17 protein-coding genes and 1 pseudogene are annotated in these 18,950 nt (G+C 60.7%); 13 read left to right on the forward strand and 5 right to left on the reverse strand.

Translation table 11 applies throughout. The features are described from left to right. Positions 1–327: 327 nt before the first annotated feature. From LHFGNBLO_RS01005 to hemN, 5 genes and pseudogenes are all read right to left on the reverse strand, one after another. Entirely contained in the window at positions 328–1,473 is a 1,146-nt protein-coding gene (locus tag LHFGNBLO_RS01005; protein ID WP_258600333.1) for a TlpA disulfide reductase family protein, read from the reverse strand. A 359-nt stretch (positions 1,474–1,832) separates the two neighbouring features. Next, a complete protein-coding gene (locus tag LHFGNBLO_RS01010) occupies positions 1,833–2,381 on the reverse strand; it encodes a hypothetical protein (RefSeq protein ID WP_258600334.1) in 549 nt (182 codons plus the stop codon). A 55-nt stretch (positions 2,382–2,436) separates the two neighbouring features. Continuing rightward, complete coding sequence (locus LHFGNBLO_RS01015; RefSeq protein ID WP_258600336.1) at positions 2,437–2,760, reverse strand: hypothetical protein; 324 nt, start codon at positions 2,758–2,760, stop codon at positions 2,437–2,439. Positions 2,761–2,896: 136 nt separating this feature from the next. After that, positions 2,897–3,377: pseudogene (locus LHFGNBLO_RS01020) on the reverse strand (3-oxoacyl-[acyl-carrier-protein] synthase III C-terminal domain-containing protein); the annotation flags it as partial. Between the two features lie 148 nt (positions 3,378–3,525). Continuing rightward, entirely contained in the window at positions 3,526–4,875 is a 1,350-nt protein-coding gene (hemN, locus tag LHFGNBLO_RS01025; protein WP_258600337.1) for an oxygen-independent coproporphyrinogen III oxidase, read from the reverse strand. A 156-nt stretch (positions 4,876–5,031) separates the two neighbouring features. Between hemN and LHFGNBLO_RS01030 the strand changes: the two genes are divergently transcribed. From LHFGNBLO_RS01030 to ubiM, 13 genes are all read left to right on the forward strand, one after another. Continuing rightward, positions 5,032–5,778: a Crp/Fnr family transcriptional regulator gene (locus LHFGNBLO_RS01030; protein WP_258600339.1), complete on the forward strand. Its 747-nt coding sequence runs from the start codon at positions 5,032–5,034 to the stop codon at positions 5,776–5,778. Positions 5,779–6,107: 329 nt separating this feature from the next. Beyond that, entirely contained in the window at positions 6,108–6,428 is a 321-nt protein-coding gene (locus LHFGNBLO_RS01035) for a hypothetical protein (RefSeq protein WP_258600341.1), read from the forward strand. Continuing rightward, the gene (gene ccoN / locus LHFGNBLO_RS01040; protein ID WP_258600343.1) at positions 6,412–8,043 is read left to right on the forward strand and encodes a cytochrome-c oxidase, cbb3-type subunit I; all 1,632 of its coding nucleotides are present in this window, start codon (positions 6,412–6,414) and stop codon (positions 8,041–8,043) included. Before LHFGNBLO_RS01035 ends, ccoN begins: the two co-directional genes overlap by 17 nt. Further along, positions 8,034–8,765, forward strand: coding sequence for a cytochrome-c oxidase, cbb3-type subunit II (gene ccoO / locus LHFGNBLO_RS01045; protein WP_258600344.1), 732 nt, complete (start codon positions 8,034–8,036; stop codon positions 8,763–8,765). The genes ccoN and ccoO overlap by 10 nt, the downstream gene beginning before the upstream one ends. A gap of 11 nt (positions 8,766–8,776) precedes the next feature. After that, positions 8,777–8,926, forward strand: a complete 150-nt coding sequence (locus LHFGNBLO_RS01050) for a cbb3-type cytochrome c oxidase subunit 3 (protein ID WP_095496049.1) — start codon at positions 8,777–8,779, stop codon at positions 8,924–8,926. A 2-nt stretch (positions 8,927–8,928) separates the two neighbouring features. Further along, on the forward strand, positions 8,929–9,792 hold the full coding sequence (gene ccoP / locus LHFGNBLO_RS01055) for a cytochrome-c oxidase, cbb3-type subunit III (RefSeq protein ID WP_258600345.1): 864 nt from the start codon (positions 8,929–8,931) through the stop codon (positions 9,790–9,792). A gap of 204 nt (positions 9,793–9,996) precedes the next feature. Further along, on the forward strand, positions 9,997–11,559 hold the full coding sequence (gene ccoG, locus LHFGNBLO_RS01060) for a cytochrome c oxidase accessory protein CcoG (RefSeq protein ID WP_258600346.1): 1,563 nt from the start codon (positions 9,997–9,999) through the stop codon (positions 11,557–11,559). After that, positions 11,556–12,053: a FixH family protein gene (locus LHFGNBLO_RS01065; protein ID WP_258580791.1), complete on the forward strand. Its 498-nt coding sequence runs from the start codon at positions 11,556–11,558 to the stop codon at positions 12,051–12,053. Before ccoG ends, LHFGNBLO_RS01065 begins: the two co-directional genes overlap by 4 nt. Next, the gene (locus LHFGNBLO_RS01070; RefSeq protein ID WP_258600347.1) at positions 12,050–14,335 is read left to right on the forward strand and encodes a heavy metal translocating P-type ATPase; all 2,286 of its coding nucleotides are present in this window, start codon (positions 12,050–12,052) and stop codon (positions 14,333–14,335) included. Before LHFGNBLO_RS01065 ends, LHFGNBLO_RS01070 begins: the two co-directional genes overlap by 4 nt. After that, complete coding sequence (gene ccoS, locus LHFGNBLO_RS01075) at positions 14,332–14,487, forward strand: cbb3-type cytochrome oxidase assembly protein CcoS (protein WP_258600348.1); 156 nt, start codon at positions 14,332–14,334, stop codon at positions 14,485–14,487. The genes LHFGNBLO_RS01070 and ccoS overlap by 4 nt, the downstream gene beginning before the upstream one ends. Positions 14,488–14,790: 303 nt before the next feature. After that, positions 14,791–15,258: a substrate-binding domain-containing protein gene (locus tag LHFGNBLO_RS01080; RefSeq protein ID WP_258600349.1), complete on the forward strand. Its 468-nt coding sequence runs from the start codon at positions 14,791–14,793 to the stop codon at positions 15,256–15,258. Beyond that, a complete protein-coding gene (locus tag LHFGNBLO_RS01085) occupies positions 15,255–17,153 on the forward strand; it encodes a glycoside hydrolase family 127 protein (protein ID WP_258600350.1) in 1,899 nt (632 codons plus the stop codon). Before LHFGNBLO_RS01080 ends, LHFGNBLO_RS01085 begins: the two co-directional genes overlap by 4 nt. Before the next feature lie 388 nt (positions 17,154–17,541). Further along, positions 17,542–18,723: a 5-demethoxyubiquinol-8 5-hydroxylase UbiM gene (ubiM, locus tag LHFGNBLO_RS01090; RefSeq protein WP_258600351.1), complete on the forward strand. Its 1,182-nt coding sequence runs from the start codon at positions 17,542–17,544 to the stop codon at positions 18,721–18,723. The last annotated feature ends 227 nt before the right edge of the window (positions 18,724–18,950 follow it).

Here is an 18,950-nt window from a genome sequence, read left to right on the forward strand (position 1 = left end):
GCCAAAGGCATGCCGCCAGCCAAGCCATCCCTTGTGCGTTGATGGCCATGCCGCCAAGATCGCATTCGCTACCGGCATGAAGCCTCAGTGTGGTGGAGGTGTCGGGGGGCACCTGCTCCAGACTGGCGATCGGTTCGAAGCGGACAAACACGTAGCTCAGCTCATAGCCTGCCTAGCCGAAGGCGCGTATCGTAGCAGGCCGCCGTCCCTCTGACATAGGCCCAAAAGATCGGGCCAGGCGATTCCGCAAGCCGGGCGCGGGTTTGCACCGTTCGCATCAAAAAGCTGTCCGCCCGGCCAATTCTGTCCCTCACATAAACCTGACGGTCAGCCGCAAACGGTATACCACCTGTCGAATCGGCCATTGTTTGGAGCCGCACATAGAGCGCCGTAACAAACCTTCTCACCCTTGAAGTTGGCCAGGAACTGCAGCAAATGCGATATTTCGCGCTGTTTATCTCCGTCCCGGATAAGCTCCGGACTGCCCAGCGACTTCAGTGCCAGCTCGATCAGCTCGATCGCCCGATCTTTGTTGCCGCTCTCGTGATAGTACAGAGCCACCGGATAAGGCAGGAGCTTACATTGGTCGCTTTCTGGGGGATTCAGTGCCAGAATGTGTTCGGACAGCTGTTTTCCCATTGCCAAGCGTTCAGCAGACGGAAAGTGCGAATAGTCAAAGTTCGGAAAGAAGAGTTCGTCTAGCGCCGCAATCATCCAATTCTCGGAGTTTCTGTTAATCGCGTCGCGAACGAATTGGCGCATGACGGGCAAGCCGGCCTGCATGTCGCGCATTTTGTGAAGCAACAGATTCACATGAGACCGGCGGAAACCGAGCTTGTCCGGCAACAAGGCGATGCCCTCTTCGATCGCCGAGAGCGCCGTCTTCCACTCCTGTTTCTCCACCGCCGCCCAATATCTATCATTGATCAGCTTCTTCAGCGCTTGTTCGCGCGCTATGGTTTCGCCTTCCGCGATCCGGTCCGTATCGGCCGATTTTGCTTGATCGCTGGCGCGCCAGCTGCCGTTAAGCACCTTCGGCAAGACCTCATCGAGTTCCATCGGATGACCGATAAAGGCGATGTGGCCGTCTCGGTCGACCACGAACATGGTCGGAATCGCGACAGAAAAGCTGGGCTCCATCCAAAGCTTGTCCATTTCGCCCGTGGAGTCGAACGCGATCCGATAGTTCAGATTCGAGAACTTTTCAGTCAACCAAGCGTCCAACTTGCTTCGGGCCTCATCGGCCGTTGGAGCGTCTTCAGAAGCCGCGACTCCGACGATCTCAACTCCGCTCTCCCTGTATTTCTCCTGCAGCTGCATCAGATGGGGCATCCCGTCCACACATGGTCCGCACCACGTTGCCCAAAATTCGACGATGTACACTTTGCCGGGCTGAAAGCTCGTGAGGGGCTCGCCACGCAGCCAGTTCTCAACTTTAATCGAAGGAGCCGGGGACTCGATCTGTAATGCCACCAATGTTGCTCTCCAAAGCTTGCTTTCTGCGCGAGCTTGTTCCCGCTCAGAGAGACGGCACACGGGTTCAGGGAGAAAGCATTGCTCGTCTTGCCCCATTGCGTGCAGTCACCATCAAGAGCGCAAAAGCCGTGCCAGCGCGCTCAGCGCACAGTAAGCGCCTGATTGCTTGGAAAAACCTCCACGTGCCCAGATGGCCGGTCGTGATGAACCTGACATTTTTGCTTGCGGACGACGCGGCTGAGGTGGTCGTCGACTGGATAAGCGACATCGACCCGACCGGGGCGGATATGCGCCTCCATGCCGGCCAGCCCGAGGACTATACCTGCGCGCCACCGGCGCGGCGCGTGGCGCGGTGTCTACATGACCCCGGGAACCGTTCGGTGGGCCGCGCCGCCGTGAGACGCATGCGGAACTTGCCCGGTAATCGGCCGCATTCCGGCATCTCTGACTCGATCCCGGCAACACGGCGAAGTTAACACGGCCGGCTCACTGGCTGCATGTCCAATTCGCCATGATGGGACAAGCCGGAAAGCGCCGTCACCGCTGTTGTCGATCGGTCCGCGCGTTGGCGGGGCAGGCGCGGTTTTGTCCCGAGGATGAACCCAACCCGTGTTCCCTACTGTGCCATTTTCGTTTTCGGACCAATGCGTCGGCGGCGAACCGGGATCGAGGTACCGACCGATGGAAAGCAGGCAGGCAACGCTCTCTCGTATCACAGAATCGCGGTCTTCAAACGCTTCGCCTATGCACTCCAGCTCATCGTACGCCGCCAGCGTTTCTTCGGCGTCGCCAAGCACATAGCGAGTATCGCCGACAGCACAGATATCGCAGCCAGCCTTGATCAGCGTCACAACGAAGGCGGGGATATCGCTCGCCTTCATCAGTCGCTTGTTACCTGTCATCATAAGCCTGCCCTCAATTGACGGCGAAGAGGCTGGAGCTGAGCCTTAAGTTGGCACATCAGCTTGAGCGTGCGTCTGTCGATCCGCCAAGTTGATCTGCGTGGGGTACCCCCAGCAGCTTTGACTCCGGCAGGTGTTCACCGGGAGCTTGGCCGATGACGACAATCTCATCTGCCCCGAACCTGTCGGTGCTAAGCCCTTTCGTTTGGACTGATTTGCCGTGCTCGATCTTTTGCCAGTGACCGTTTCGCGGCCGTGCAATGTTGTATGCATCGCAAGCCCGCGCGATATGCTGATCGCGAACTCCGAGTTCACGGGCGATCTGTGTCATCGGCTTGGCCCAGACCAAATCATAGAGCTGAGCCCGGCTTAGGCTGACCATTGACGCCTCCCATATCGTATGTCTCGGGCTGCCCGACCCTGGGGTTCTCTAAGCTTAGCGATTCTCGCTGTCTACGCTCGAATGCCTGCGCCCTTCCCATCATACAAGGTCAACTCTACGCAGCCGGTTGCCGCCGCTAGATTCCAACGACGAGTGCACCGCCGCTCAGACCCGCGCCTGCTGCCGCCAGAAGAATTTTCTCGCCCGGCCGAAACGGCTCCGTCTGGTGGGCCAGCGACAGCGAGAGAGGGGTCGTCGCGGCGGAAGAGTTGCCGTATTCGGCGATCGTCTTGACGATCGCGTGATCGGCAATGCCGAGGTTCCTCCCGACGGCATCGAAAATTCGGGCGTTAGCCTGGTGCGGAACGAACCGATCGATATCCCGCGACCGCATCCCGGCCGCAGCGAGCGCGTCCTGCGAGCAGGCAGTCATCATCTCCACGGCCTTGGCGAACACTTCGCGGCCGTCGGCGATCGTCAGGTTGGTAGAGGTCAAGATTGCCGTGGAATGGTGTGTTGCTTCCTCCGGCGGGAATCTGGATCAGCCCATAGCGCGAGCCGTCGGAATCCACCGAAGCGCCGAGAATGCCCCGATCCGGCTCCTCGCACGGGCCGAGGGGTGGACGGCGCCGGAAGGCACGACCGGACGCCTATGGCCCAAGACCTTCGTATCTGGTCCGCAATGCAACTGTAGCCGATGAATGGTCAAAACGTAGCGCATCGGTTCACGATCGACTGAAAACCGTGACCGTTCCTCTGCGGTGCTCAGACTGCCACCGAGTGCCTGGCCGTTCCACTTTCGAGATATTTGTCGAACTTCGCCGCAACGCTCCTCACGAAGGGACGGCTTTCCGCCAGCACGACGAAACTGTCGCCTTGGAGTTCAAGCAGTCGAGCAGGATCCTGAAGAGCGATTGAGCTTGCCTGAAAAAGGAGCTTTTGGCCGGCTTCCCCGAAGCTCTCCACCAGGTCGATCGCCGAGAAGGCGAAATCGCACATCAGCCGCTCGATGATCCAGCCACGGACGCGATCGTCGTCGGAAAAGGCGATGCCGCGGACGGCGGCCAGCCCGCCATTGGCGACCATACGTCCGTACTCAGCGGTCGAAGGATTGTTCTGCAGGTAGCCCTGGCGAAACCGGCTGATGGACGAAGGACCGACACCGATCAGCGTCTCGCAGCGATCCTCTGTGTAGCCTTGGAAGTTGCGATGCAGGGCCCCTGTGCAGGCCGCCACCGCCAGCGCATCGCCCGGCTTGGCGAAATGGTCGAGGCCTATTGCTTCATATCCCTTGTCCAAAATCGCCCGCGCGGCGAGTTGCGATTGCGCGAACCGCTCCGTGGGACCGGGGAGCCATGCCTCGTCGATCATCGTCTGATGTTTCTTGAACCAGGGCACGTGAGCGTAGCCGAACAGCGCCATCCTGTCCGGTTCCAGGGTGAGCGCCTGCGCGACGGTAGAACACAGGCTCTCCCTGGTTTGATGCGGCAGGCCGTAGAGCAGATCCAGATTGACGGACTCGACGCCACGGGAACGAACTCCGTCGACGACTGCCTTGGTCTGCAAAAAGCTTTGTTCGCGGTTGATCGCCTTTTGCACTTTCGGATCGAAATCCTGCACGCCGAGGCTCGCCCGCGTCATGCCAATTTCGGCAAGTGCATCAAGGCGTGCCTCGTCCATATCGTTCGGATCGATCTCGATGCTGATTTTCGTATTCGGAACAAAATCGAAGCTGTCCCGCATGAACGCGCCTAGAGCCACCATATCCTCAGGCTTCAGCATTGTCGGCGAGCCGCCGCCGAAGTGGATTGCGCGGACGAAGACCTTCCCGCTGATAAGGGCGGCAACCGTCGCGATCTCCGCGCGTAGCGAGCGCAGATAAGCGGTCACCGGCTCATAGTGGCGCGTCTGCTTGGTATGGCACGCACAGAACCAGCAGAGCCTGTCACAATAGGGAATATGCAGGTAAAGCGATATCTCGTCACCGCCTTCGAGGACCTCCAACCAGCCTTTCTGGACCGCCGCATCGACGCCCGGATGGAAATGCGGCGCGGTCGGGTAACTGGTGTAGCGGGGGACGTTCTCGCCAAGTCTGGCAGTTAATTCCGGTCGCATGTCTTGGTCCACCGTGTTTGAGTCGCCGGAACTCTGGACGCGTCCAACAGCCAAAGCCCTGATTTCGGTCAACCTCCAGCACGGACAAACTGCCGCAACGATTTTTCTACCGTCGATTGCTATCCTGCTGGCACTTGGGATCGGTAGAGCGATGGAATGACAGTACGGCAAGATATTCATAGTTCCGGCATTCCCGTTCTTTGCCTACCCTGCGAGGTACGGCACCGCGGCGTCTGCGGTGCGCTCGATCCAGACGATTTGGCGCGGCTCGCCAAGACTTCGTCGCGGCACAAGATCGAGCCGGGGGTCGAACTGATCGGCGACGCCGAGGCCGTCGACAGCTATTCAAACGTGCTTTCAGGCGTGGTGAAGCTGACGAAGAGCCTTTCGGACGGCCGCCAGCAAATCGTCGGCCTCCAGTTCGCACCGGATTTTCTGGGACGGCCCTTCAAGGTGAAAAGCGCGATCAATGCGGAAGCGGCAACCGCTGTCTCGCTGTGCTCGTTTCCGAGGGCGGCCATCGAACGGATGATGAAGGAATCACCGGAACTTGAGCATCGCCTGCTCAAGCAGACGCTGAACGAACTCGACGAGGCACGCGAATGGATGGTGACTCTGGGGCGCAAGACCGCACCGGAGAAGGTGGCCAGCTTTCTCCTCATGATCGCCCGGAATATCGATTCCAGTGTTGGCCCGGCGGCCAGGTCGGCGTGCTTCGATCTGCCGCTGACGCGTGCCGAGATCTCTGATTTCCTTGGACTTACAAACGAGACTGTGAGCCGCCAGCTGACCAGACTGAGAATGGACGGCGTGATCCGGATCGAGAACAATCGCCATGTCACGGTGGACAGCGTCAGCCGGCTGGAGCAGCGCTGCGGCGGCCGAGGCGCAACCGCCCTTTAGATGAGACCTAAGCGCGCGGGGCCGTCGCCTACTCCGACCCGCAGCAGGATTTGTTCGCGTTCGAAGGCGATGTGTGTCGCCGCAAGCCTTCGAAGAAAGCCGCGCAGAATGAAACCGACGGCTTCCGCATTCTCCACCGTCTCGCCATGGCCGATCGCTAGCAGAATTCAGTCACCTCACCAGCAATGCACTCGTATTCGACCTGTTCGGCGCGCAACCGTCGGGTAGAAGCGAGGCTGGCATCGCCGCCAACGACAGCGGCCTCGTAGGCGGGAAAGACGATCGTTTCTTCATATTGATGAACGCTTGCGCAAAAATGGGAGGATTGCGTGGGCAGTGCCGAGGCACTTCAGGCGATCGACGCTGGGCAGCGCATCAGCGATATTTTCCTAAGCATTGCAGAGCTGCAGTTTTCCCTGTGCGCGCGCTTCATCACATCACACGGAATCGCCTCCACGCGGGGCGGCCCGTGCTGCGTTTCCTCGTTCAATCGCCACCTTCTGATCGCACCGAACTCGATGCTGCCCGAAGCAAAATCCTGCGATCTGACATGGATCAGGGCGAGCAGGCGGCGGCTGCGCAATCAATGCACTGCGGAGTTGGGTCCGCCGGAATTGGAGATCGGTACTTGCGATGAAATTCGGCACTGAGATCGTCCTTCTAAGCCTGTTTGCTTTTGCGGCCCTGGTGGCTGCCGGCTTCGGCGTAGACGAACCTTTTCGCCAGCATATGTGGGTTTTGTTCTTCGCCGTGGCTGGCTTCACTGCGATCCTGTTGCGCAACACGGAGTTCAAGCCAGCAGTTCCGATCCACCCCGCCGATTACATGGATGGGCCGATACGCTACGGGGCCGTCGCAACGGTGATCTGGGGGGTCGTTGGCATGCTGGTCGGTGTGGTCATCGCGCTGCAGCTCGCCTATCCGGATCTCAACATCGAACCCTGGTTCAATTTCGGTCGCTTGCGGCCGCTGCATACGTCGGGCGTCGTTTTTGCTTTCGGGGGCAATGCACTGCTTTGCACATCCCTGTATGTCGTGCAGCGCACCTGCCGCGCCCGGCTGTTTGGCGGCGATCTCGCCTGGTTCGTGTTCTGGGGTTACCAGCTTTTCATCGTCATGGCTGCGACAGGCTACCTGCTCGGCATCACCGAGGGCCGCGAGTATGCCGAACCCGAATGGTATGTGGACCTGTGGCTGACCATCGTCTGGGTCGCCTATCTCATCCTGTTCCTCGGCACGATCCTGAAGCGCAAGGAACCGCATATCTACGTCGCCAACTGGTTCTATCTGTCGTTCATCGTGACCATCGCGATGCTGCATGTGATCAACAATCTGTCGATGCCCGTCTCGTTCGTTGGCTCAAAAAGCTATTCCGCCTTCTCCGGCGTACAGGACGCCCTGACGCAGTGGTGGTACGGCCACAATGCCGTCGGCTTCTTTCTGACCGCCGGCTTTCTCGGCATGATGTATTATTTCGTGCCCAAGCAGGCGAACCGCCCAGTTTATTCCTACCGCCTGTCGATCATCCACTTCTGGGCGCTGATCTTCCTCTATATCTGGGCTGGTCCGCATCACCTGCACTACACCGCTCTGCCCGACTGGGCGCAGACGCTTGGCATGGTGTTTTCGATCATGCTCTGGATGCCCTCCTGGGGCGGCATGATCAACGGCCTGATGACGCTGTCCGGCGCCTGGGACAAGCTGCGCACGGATCCCATCATCCGCATGATGGTGATGGCCATCGCCTTCTACGGCATGTCGACCTTCGAAGGCCCGATGATGGCGATCAAGACGGTCAACTCGCTGTCGCACTATACCGACTGGACGATCGGGCACGTCCACTCCGGCGCGCTTGGCTGGGTTGGCATGATCTCGTTCGGCGCGATCTATTTCATGGTGCCGAAGCTGTGGAACCGCGAGCGGCTCTATTCACTGCGGCTGGTCAACTGGCACTTCTGGCTGGCGACGCTCGGAATCGTCCTTTACGCGGCGGTGATGTGGGTCTCCGGCGTCATGCAAGGCCTGATGTGGCGCGAGTACGACGAGCAGGGCTTCCTGATCTACTCCTTCGCCGAAACCGTCGCTGCCATGCATCCCTACTACATCATGCGTGCCATCGGCGGCGCGATGTATCTGTCCGGCGCCCTTATCATGGCCTGGAACATCGCCATGACCATCTTTGGCTACCAACGCGAGGAGGATCCGATGCCGGGCTCCATCCCCGCCCTCCAGCGTGCGCGATCAGGAGCCAGAAAATGGGCTTGATGGACAAACACGCCATCATCGAGAAGAACGCCACGCTTCTTCTCGTTGGCTCCCTTCTGGTGGTGACGGTCGGCGGCATCGTCGAGATCGCGCCGCTCTTCTATCTCGACAATACGATCGAGAAGGTCGAAGGCATGCGGCCCTATTCGCCGCTCGAACTTGCTGGACGAAATATCTATGTGCGCGAGGGCTGCTACCTCTGCCACAGCCAGATGATCAGACCGTTCCGCGACGAGGTCGAGCGCTATGGGCACTACAGCCTGGCGGCCGAGTCGATCTACGATCACCCTTTCCAGTGGGGATCGAAGCGCACCGGACCGGACCTCGCCCGGGTTGGCGACCGCTACTCCAACGAATGGCACGTACAGCATCTTGCCGATCCGCGCTCGGTGGTGCCGGAATCGATCATGCCGAACTACGAGTTCCTGAAGAATACGCCGATCGAGGTGAAAGACTTCTCGACGCATCTTATCGCAAACAGGCGTGTCGCCGTCCCTTACTCCGATGACATGATCGCAAACGCCAATGTCGATCTGATGGCGCAGGCGGATCCCAACATCGATACGTCCGGCGTTGAAGCGCGCTACCCCAGGGCCAAGCTCGGCGACTTCGACGGCAATCCGCAGCAGGTCACCGAAATGGATGCCTTGGTCGCTTACCTCCAGATGCTTGGCACATTGGTCGATTTCAAGACCTACGACGAAGCCGCCGGCTACCGCTGAGGAGTGTGCTCGTGGACTACAATTTGATGCGGGAATTCGCCGACAGCTGGGGCCTCCTTGCCATGGCGCTCTTCTTCGTCGGATGCGTTGCCTTCGCGCTTCGCCCTGGCGGCCGCAGGCAAGCTGACGAAGCCGCTCGAATTCCTCTCAAGGACGATTGATCATGAGTAGCGAGCACATCGACGAGGTCTCGGGCATCTCAACGACCGGCCATGAGTGGGATGGCATCCGGGAGCTCAACAACCCACTTCCGCGCTGGTGGGTCACGACATTTTACATCACCATTGTCTGGGCGATCGGCTACACCATCGCCTATCCCGCATGGCCAATGCTTACTTCCGCGACCAGAGGTGTGCTCGGCTATTCGAGCCGCAACCACGTTAAGAATGAACTGGCGGCCGCCGAAGCCGCCAAGGCCAAATATGTCGCAGCGGTGGAATCGAAAACCGCCTCGGAGATTGCTGCCGACGACGCATTGCGCGAGTTCGCCGTGGCTGCCGGCGGTGCGGCATTCAGGGTCAATTGCGTGCAGTGCCATGGCTCCGGCGCGCAAGGCTCCAAAGGTTTTCCAAACCTCAACGACGACGATTGGCTGTGGGGCGGCAGCGCTGAGCAGATCCAGCAGACGATCACCCACGGCATCCGCTTCGCGTCAGACCCGGATACGCGCCTGTCGGAAATGCCGGCTTTTGGCGACATCATCACGGCGGACCAGATCGCACAGGTCAGCGCCTACGTTGCCAGCCTGTCCGACTTGGTCCGGGACGCAAGTCTGATCGAGCCCGGCGCCAAGGTTTTCGCGGAAAATTGCGTCGCCTGTCATGGCGACACAGCAAAGGGCAACAGGGAACTCGGCGCGCCCGACCTGACCGACGCCATCTGGCTCTATGGACCGGGCGAGACGGCTATTGCTGCGCAGGTCCGCGCGCCGAAGCACGGCGTCATGCCGGCCTGGATCGGGCGTCTCGGCGAGACCAAGGTCAAAGAACTCGCAGTCTATGTTCATTCGCTTGGCGGCGGAGAATAGGAACGGAAGCCTATTCTCGGCCCTCCCCGCCAAGCGACGGGGCCCGGCTTGCGCCGGGCCTCGACACCATTCCGGCATCCGGCGAATGACTTGCATCAACGCGGTGCAATTCGCCATGCGGCAAAGCGTGCTCAACGTGGCCATAAGCCAGAACCGATCGGTCGGGCTTCCGCCGCGAAATCGTCGCCGGGACTGGAGCTTCTCGTGCTTGAAAACACGCAAATTGAACGGCTCGAAGCCGAATCGGTCAACTCCGCCAAGGCCCGTCAGCCGCTTTATGCCCCGCACAAGAAGGTATTCCCGCAGCGCGCTTCAGGCAGCTTTCGCCGCTTCAAGTGGTTGGTGATGGCAATCACGCTGGGCATTTACTACTTGACGCCCTGGCTGCGGTGGGATCGAGGGCCGTTCGCGCCTGATCAGGCCGTGCTGGTCGATCTTGCCAACCGCCGCTTCTACTTTTTCTTCATCGAAATCTGGCCGCAGGAATTCTACTACGTGGCTGGCCTGCTGGTCATGGCCGGCATCGGCCTTTTCCTGGTCACCTCCACAGTTGGTCGGGCCTGGTGCGGCTATACCTGCCCGCAGACCGTATGGGTCGACCTGTTTCTGGTCGTCGAGCGCGCGATCGAAGGAGATCGCAACGCGCGCATGACGCTCGATGCCGGACCCTGGACAGCGCGCAAGCTTATGCTGCGCGTATCGAAACACGCCATATGGCTGGTCATAGGGACGGCGACCGGGGGGGCCTGGATCTTCTATTTCGCCGACGCGCCAAAGCTGATCGGCGAAGTCTTCACCGGGACCGCCGCACCCGTCGGCTACATCACCATCGCCGTGCTGACGGCGACTACCTACACATTCGGTGGACTGATGCGCGAGCAGGTCTGCATATATATGTGCCCGTGGCCGCGCATTCAGGCGGCCATGCTCGACGAGAATTCTCTCACGGTGACCTACAATGATTGGCGCGGCGAACCTCGTTCGCGTCACGCCAAGAAGGTTCAGGCCGCTGGGCAGCTGGTCGGAGACTGCGTCGATTGCAACACCTGTGTCGCGGTCTGCCCGATGGGGATCGACATTCGCGACGGCCAGCAGCTCGAATGCATCACTTGCGCGCTCTGTATCGACGCCTGCGACAGCGTCATGGCCAAGCTCGGCAAGGAGCGCGGGCTGATCTCCTATGCGACGCTGTCCGACTACAACGCCAACATGGCGGTGGCGACCGGGGGCGGCTCCAGCACGGTGAAGCCTTCGCTGGTGCGCACTGCCGACGGCGCTTTCGCCGACAGGTTGGCCCATTTCCACATTCGCAAGATCTTCAGGCCGCGCACGTCCGTCTACATGGGTGCGTGGTCGGCGGTCGGTCTCACCCTGTTCTATTCGCTTCTGACGCGCGACCGGCTCGAGGTCAACGTTCTGCACGACCGCAATCCGCAGTTCGTCGTGTTGTCCGACGGTTCGATCCGCAATGGCTACACCGTCAAGCTGCTCAACATGATCCCCGAGCCCAGGACGATCGTCGTCACCATGCAGGGCCTGCCGGAGGCCGAGATGAGCGTCGTCGGGATCGACGACCTGCCTGCGGATCGCTCCTTTGCCATTCCGGTCGAACCCGACCGGCTGAAGATGCTGAAGGTTTTCGTTCGCCAGCCGGCGGAACAGATCAAGGGCCAAGCGCAAACATTCAAATTCCGGGTCGAAGACAAGGCGAGCTTCGAGTCGGACGAATACACGGCCACTTTCAACGCACCGGAGATCGTCAGATGAGCGCCAATCCGCAGAAATCCCGCGAATTCACCGGCGGGCATATGTTGGTCACCATTCTCGCCTTTTTCGCTGTGGTCATCGGCGTCAATCTGACCATGGCGACACTCGCCAACACGAGTTGGACCGGCCTCGTCGTCGAAAACACCTATGTGGCCAGCCAGCAATTCAACAGGAGGGCCGAGGAAGGGCGCGCGCAGGCCGCGCTCGGCTGGACTGGCAAACTGACGATCGCGTCGGGCGAAGTCCGTTACAGCCTCAGCGACGCCGCCGGCAAGCTGGTCCCATTGGACGGCGTCAGCGTCCTGTTCCGTCATCCTGCCTATGAGGCCGAGGACAAGTCCATCATTTTAACTCTCGCAACGGATCAGGAATTTGCCGCGCACCACACGCCCAGGGACGGCGTCTGGATCGTCGAAGTCGATGCCGACGCCGGTCTCGCGGAGCCCTATCGGGAAGTTCACCGTATCATCATTTCCCAAGGTGCGTTGCAATGAGCTGCTGTGCACCGGGCGCCGAAATGGCGCTGGATGTCGCTGGCGCCGCATCCGTTTTGCCGTCGAGCCAAGAAATCAAACTGGCGAGCCGTTCGCTGGGCGGCGACCTGTATCAGACCGATCTTTCAGTACCGGCGGTTCGTTGTGCAGCCTGCATCCAGGCGATCGAAACGGCGCTTGGAAAGCTGGATCGGGTCGAGGGCGCCCGCGTCAACCTGTCGACGAAACGGGTTTCGGTCCGGTGGCGCGGCGACGAGGTTCCGCCATTCCTCGCCACACTTGGACGGCTGGGCTATGACGCACACCTGTTCGAACCCGAGGCTTACGGCAAGGACAAGACGCTGTCGGAGCTGATCCGCGCCGTCGCGGTTGCCGGCTTTGCGGCCGGCAACATCATGCTGCTTTCGGTGTCGGTCTGGTCGGGCGCCGAAGGCGCGACCCGCGATCTGTTCCACTGGGTCTCGGCACTAATCGCCATTCCCGCACTTGCCTTCGCCGGCGGCATCTTCTTCCGTTCGGGGTGGAATGCGCTACGCCACGGCCGCATGAACATGGATGTGCCCATCGCGGTCGGGGTGTCGCTCGCCTATGCCATGAGCCTTTACGAGACGATCACCCATGGCGACCACGCCTATTTCGATGCGTCGGTGTCGCTGCTGTTCTTCCTGTTGATCGGCCGCACGCTGGATCATGTCATGCGCGAGCGCGCCCGCACTGCGGTGAAAGGCCTGTCTCAGTTGGCGGCGCGTGGCGCCATGGTGCTGCGCGGCGACGGCGCGCGCGACTATCTGCCGGTTGGCGAGATCGAACCGGGAATGCAACTCCTGATCGCGGCTGGTGAGAGGATCCCCGTCGACGGCAAGATCATTCATGGTGCGTCGGATCTGGATTGCTCTCTGGTCTCTGGCGAGAGCACGCCCCGAAACGTGGCGCCGGGCGAAACCGTGCAAGCCGGTGTCCTCAATCTGACAGGCTCGCTGACCGTCCAGGCGACAGCCGCCGCAAAAGATTCCTTCCTGGAAGAAATGGTTCGGCTGATGGAAGCCGCCGAGGGCGGTCGCGCGCATTATCGCCGGATCGCCGATCGCGTTTCTGCGCTCTACGCCCCGGTGGTTCATATCACCGCCTTCGCGACCTTCCTTGGCTGGATGGCGGCGACTGGCGACTGGCACCGGGCGATGACGATCGCCATCGCCGTCCTCATCATCACATGCCCGTGTGCGCTCGGCCTCGCCGTGCCGATCGTGCAGGTGGTCGCCGCGCGGCGCCTGTTCGAGAACGGCATCATGGTCAAGGACGGCTCGGCCATGGAGCGCCTGGCAACGATCGACACGGCTGTGTTCGACAAGACCGGAACACTTACGCTCGGTCAGCCCCGTCTCGTCAATGCGGCCTCGATCGATCCGGCCATGCTGGCAATGGCGGCAGACATGGCCGCGCACTCGCGTCACCCATTTTCAAAGGCCATAGCCGGCTTTGCCGCTTCCGGCGGGCAGGACAAATTCGATGCTGTCAGCGAGCATCCAGGATTCGGGATCGAAGCCACTGTCGCTGGGAGCATCTGGCGGCTGGGCCGACGCGGATGGGCTGGATGGAAGGCCCGGACCGGCGGCGAAGGAAAGCATGGCTATGGCGGAACGGTCCTGACGAAAGACGGGATCATTGTCGCGTCCTTCGTTTTCGAGGACGCACTGCGTGCCGACGCAAGGGCAGCCATTGTGCAGTTGAACGATGCCCGGGTGTCCATGGAGATGCTGTCGGGCGATACCGCAGGCGCCTGCGGTGAAGTTGCAAAAATGCTGGGTGTCGGCGACTTCGTTCCGTGCCTGCTGCCATCTGGCAAGGTCGAACGCATCGAGACACTGGCGAGAGCTGGCCACAAGGTTCTAATGGTTGGCGACGGCCTCAACGACACGCCTGCGCTGGGGGCAGCACATGTCTCGATCGCGCCGGCCACCGCTGCCGATATTGGCCGCAACGCCGCGGACTTCGTGTTCCTGCGCGAAAGCCTTTTGGCCGTACCCCTTGCCCTGGACGTCTCACGGAAGGCCGGCCGGCTGATCCGTCAGAACATCGCCATCGCGATCGTCTACAACACCATTGCTGTGCCAATCGCCATTCTGGGGCACGTCACGCCGCTGATCGCGGCAATCGCGATGTCTGCTTCATCGCTGCTTGTCATCGGAAATGCGTTGCGCCTGCAGGGTTTTGTGCTCGCCGAGGTGACGGGGGCTCCCTCGGCAACGCGTTCGGGCATTCGCGCATCGGTGCAGCCGTCATGACGACGCTCGTCTACCTCATACCAGCAGCTCTATTCCTTGGCGCGCTGGGGCTGTCCGGCTTTCTGTGGGCCTTGAGGAGTGGTCAATATGAGGATCTTCAAGGGGCCGCCGAGCGCATCCTCATCGACCGGGACGACAAGCCGGAACGCTGACCCAGATCGCTGTGCCGACGACTGTGCGGATGCCGGTCGTCAGCCGAGACGGCTTGTTCGGGAACAAAGTGCTGAGGCTCCACAGCTAGCTTAGCTAAGCCGCGTTTGACGTAGATTTGTGAAAAGCCCTGTCGCTCGAAGGACTGCATCGCCCGGATTTGTCGTGTCTGGCTGATCCAGATCAAGGTTATCTCCTCATCGGCGTGGTTTCGTCGACTAGCCTTTCAAGGGAGAACGCATGTCTAACGGACAGTTTAGTCGTCACCATCAGCGTTTTGGCGGTTTTTGGGTCTTTTCACGATAGTGGTCGACACCTTCAATGGATCGCGCCGCCCAACACCTCGGCGACCGGTCTGGATCAAGACCGACACGAAGAACGGCCAAAGCCAAAAGTCAGCCGAGGCGTTGGGGCGCGACACGGCGGCCAGATTGTTCTCGGGACCGCAAACGCCGAACGCGATCTTCTGCGGCAACGATCAGATCGCCGGCGGCGCGTGCGACACGCTGCGCGAGATTGGCCTGGCAGCACCTGTCGACGTGGCCATCGTCGGATTTAACAACTGGGACGTGATGGTGCTTGCGATGCGGCCGCGGCTGGCCAGCCTCGATGAGAACCTGAACGCGCTCGGACGCGACGCTGGTGACAGCGTGCTGGAGATGATCGCCGAGCGCGTGCGTCAGGCGTCGGCCGTGTTCACTGGCCGTGCGGGCATCGTCGAAGCCGTGAGCACGCCAATGCACTTCATTGCAGGAACGGATGCGTTCCAATGAACGAGTTCGAGCCGGTTCAGTTCGTCGATGTCGCGCTGGAGGGGCAATTCTGGCGCGAGCGGCTTGAGACTGTGCTGACGCGGACCATCCCCACCCAGCACGTCCAGCTTGGCAAGCACGGTATCCTGCAGTCCCTGACACTGCCGAACCCGCCGCCGTTGAGCTCCGCGCCCAACCAGCACAATTTCGTGCAGGTGTTCTGGGATTCCGACGCCGGCAAGTGGATCGAGGCGGCATCCTATGCGCTGTCACACAGGCCCGACGCCGACATCGAGGCCAGGATCGAAAAGATCGTCGACGATCTCGAAAATGCACAGGCTGCCGACGGTTATCTGAACTGCTGGCACCTGCAGCGCGAGCCGGACAAGCGCTGGACCAACCTGCGCGACTATCACGAACTCTACAATCTGGGACATCTGCTCGAGGGCGGCATCGCCTACTTCCTCGCGACGGGCCGGCGCCGGCTCCTTGACATCCTTGAGCGCTATGTCGACCATGTGCGCAAGACGTTCGGTCCGAACCCCGGTCAGAAGCACGGCTATTGCGGCCATCAGGAGATCGAGCTTGCCCTCGTTAAGCTCTATCGCTTGACGGGAGCGAGAAAGCATCTCGAACTAGCGGCCTATTTCGTCAACGAGCGCGGGCGCCAGCCACACTACTTCGATCAGGAAGCGGTCGCGCGCGGGGAGAACCCTAGTGAGTTCTGGGCGAAGAGGTATGAGTACAACCAATCGCACAGGCCAGTGCGCGAGCAGACCAAGGTGGTCGGCCATGCCGTTCGGGCGATGTACATGTTTTCCGCAATGGCCGACCTCGCGGCGGAACTGAACGACGACGGCCTCAAGAAAGCATGCGAGGTGCTCTGGGCCGATGTCATGAACTCGAAGATCTACATCACCTCCGGCTTGGGTTCGGCTGCCGCGAATGAAGGCTTTACTGAAGACCACGACCTGCCGAACGATACGGCCTATGCGGAGACCTGCGCCTCGGTAGCGCTGATCTTCTGGGCGCATCGGATGCTGCATCTCGATCTCGACGGCCGCTATGCAGACGTAATGGAACAGGCGTTGTTCAACGGCGCGCTGACCGGCCTGTCGCGCGATGGCGAGCACTATTTTTACTCCAATCCGCTGGACAGCGATGGACGACACAGCCGATGGGCCTGGCACACATGCCCATGCTGCACGATGAATTCGTCGCGTCTCATCGCTTCGGTCGGAGGCTATTTCGTGTCGGCCAGCGACGACGCAATCGCCTTCCATCTCTATGGCGGCATTTCGACGAACATCCGGCTTGCTACGGGAAATGTGTTCCTGCGGGAAACCAGCGCCTATCCATGGTTCGGCTCGATCAGGATCGAGGTCAGCCCTGACGCCCCGGCCGAGTTCGCCGTGAAGCTTCGCATTCCCGGATGGGCGCACGAAGCCGAAGCCTCGGTCGAGGGACATCCCATCGACGTGGAGGCATGCACCAGCAACGGCTATCTTTCGATCTCGCGGCTATGGAATGCCGGAGACACGATCACCCTCGAGCTGCCGATGCCTCCCGAGCGCATCTATGCTCATCCCAAGGTCAGTCAGGACATCGGCCGGGTGGCGCTCAAGCGCGGACCGTTGGTCTATTGCGTCGAACACGTAGACAATCCCGGGGGGCGAGTGCAGCAGCTCAAATTGCCGCGAGACGCCTGGATTGAAACGGAGGAGCGGGGCGACCTCTTCGATGGCGTGGTCACGCTGACCGCCCCCGCGAAGCGCGTCGTAGACCAAGGTTGGGGAGACAGCCTGTACAGGAATGCGCCGCCCGTCGTTTCCGACTGCAGGCTAATCGCCCTGCCATACTATCTTTGGAACAATCGGGCGAAAGGCTCGATGCAAGTGTGGCTGCTGGAAAGCTGAATTCGGCGCTGTCGCCGCATGAAGAGCCCTCGTCTCAACTCAAGAATGCCGTCAAGATGCAGTCAAGAAAAGTCTCGGATAGCATTTTCCCTCATCTCGGGCGCGGTCCAGCGATCCGTGCCCTGGTTTTCGAGTGCCACGACCGGATTGAGACCGGCCCTGCCAACAGGGGGGCATGGCGCTGGCTGGGCGGACCCAAAGACTGGTGCGATCAGCTGCGTCGGTGTTTGATAAGACTGCATCCTTCGTTGCCGATTTATGCGGACGTTCATGCACAGTGGCTTGAGGCGACGCGGCGGGCACTGGAACCCCGCGCAATCGGTCCACAGTTTGCGGCTCAACTCCACCAGCATCTCACGCAGATAGCCGACGCGATGGCGGCACGCTGATGGCCGGCTCCGACGAGAGTTTCGATATTGTTATCGTCGGAGGCGGGCCGGTCGGACTTTCCTTCGCCGCGTCGCTGGGGCAGAGCGAACTGAAGGTGGCAGTTGTTGAACAGCAGTCCTTGGAACGGCTGGCGAATCCAGCTTTCGACGGTCGCGAGATCGCGCTGACCTACGCCTCGATCAGAATCCTTCGCGAGCTCGGCGCCTGGGATGCCATCCCCGTTTCGCACAAATCACCACTGCAAGGCGCGCGCGTGCTCAACGGATCGAGCCCTTTCGCTCTGTGTTTCGATCCTCCCAGGGGATCTGGGGAACCACTCGGATTTCTGGTCCCAAATTGTCGCATCCGCGATGCCCTGTTCAAGATCATCCGCTTGCAGGATCCTGCCCGGCTGATATGCGGCCACTCGGTCGTCGGTGCAACAAACAGCCACAAAGGAGCAGTCGTAACGCTGTCCGATGGCAGGCAATTGACCGCCCGGCTTCTCGTTGCAGCGGACTCGCGTTTTTCCCCCACGCGCGACCTGCTCGGCATCGGCGCCGATATCAATCGGCTCGGCAAGGCCATGCTGATTTGCCGGGTAAGGCACGAGCGCGTCCATCAGCAGATCGCAGTCGAATGGTTCGATCACCATCAGACGATAGCGATGTTGCCGCTCATGGAAGGCGTGTCGTCGCTGCTACTCACTTTGCCGTTAAACGAGGCCGATAGACTGCTTGCTCTAGACGACGATTTGTTCCTGATGGAATTGACGAACCGGTGTCGAGGGCGCCTCGGAGAAATGACCTTGGCAAGCACCCGCCATAGCTATCCGCTGGTCACGACGTGGGCGCACAAGTTCTGGGCACCGAGCGCCGCACTCATCGGCGACGCCGCCATTGGCATGCACCCGGTGACCGCGCATGGCTTTAACATCGCCCTCGGTGGCCAGAAGCAACTCGCCCATAGAATCCTGACAGTATGTCGCGACCGGCGCGACATTGCCGATCCCGACATGCTCCACAGATACGAAAGCTGCCTGCGCCGGTCGGCGGCACCGCTCTATCATGCTACGAACATCCTCGTCGGACTCTACTCAGGCGAGCACCCGGCGGCACGGCTTGCAAGACACGCGGGGCTTCGCTTTGCCCAATATCTTCCCTTTGTCCGCCATGGCATTTCGGCCATGCTTAGGCGATGAAATCACAGACAGTCTCGACTCCTGCCGTTAGCAATGCTGCGTCCATGTGTCGTGCGAATGCTCGGAATGATGCGGATCACGCGCGGCGCGGGCAAGACCTCAATGATCAGCCGGCAATGTTAAGAGGAGGCATACGAGCGCCGCACAAGTTACCACGCTTATTAGCCGCCTTGATGCACGGCGATCGGCTTTCGGCGGCCTGCATCGGCGATCTGGCCCGCCCTCGG

The organism is Mesorhizobium sp. AR10, from assembly GCF_024746795.1.
In the GTDB taxonomy this organism is placed as follows: domain Bacteria; phylum Pseudomonadota; class Alphaproteobacteria; order Rhizobiales; family Rhizobiaceae; genus Mesorhizobium.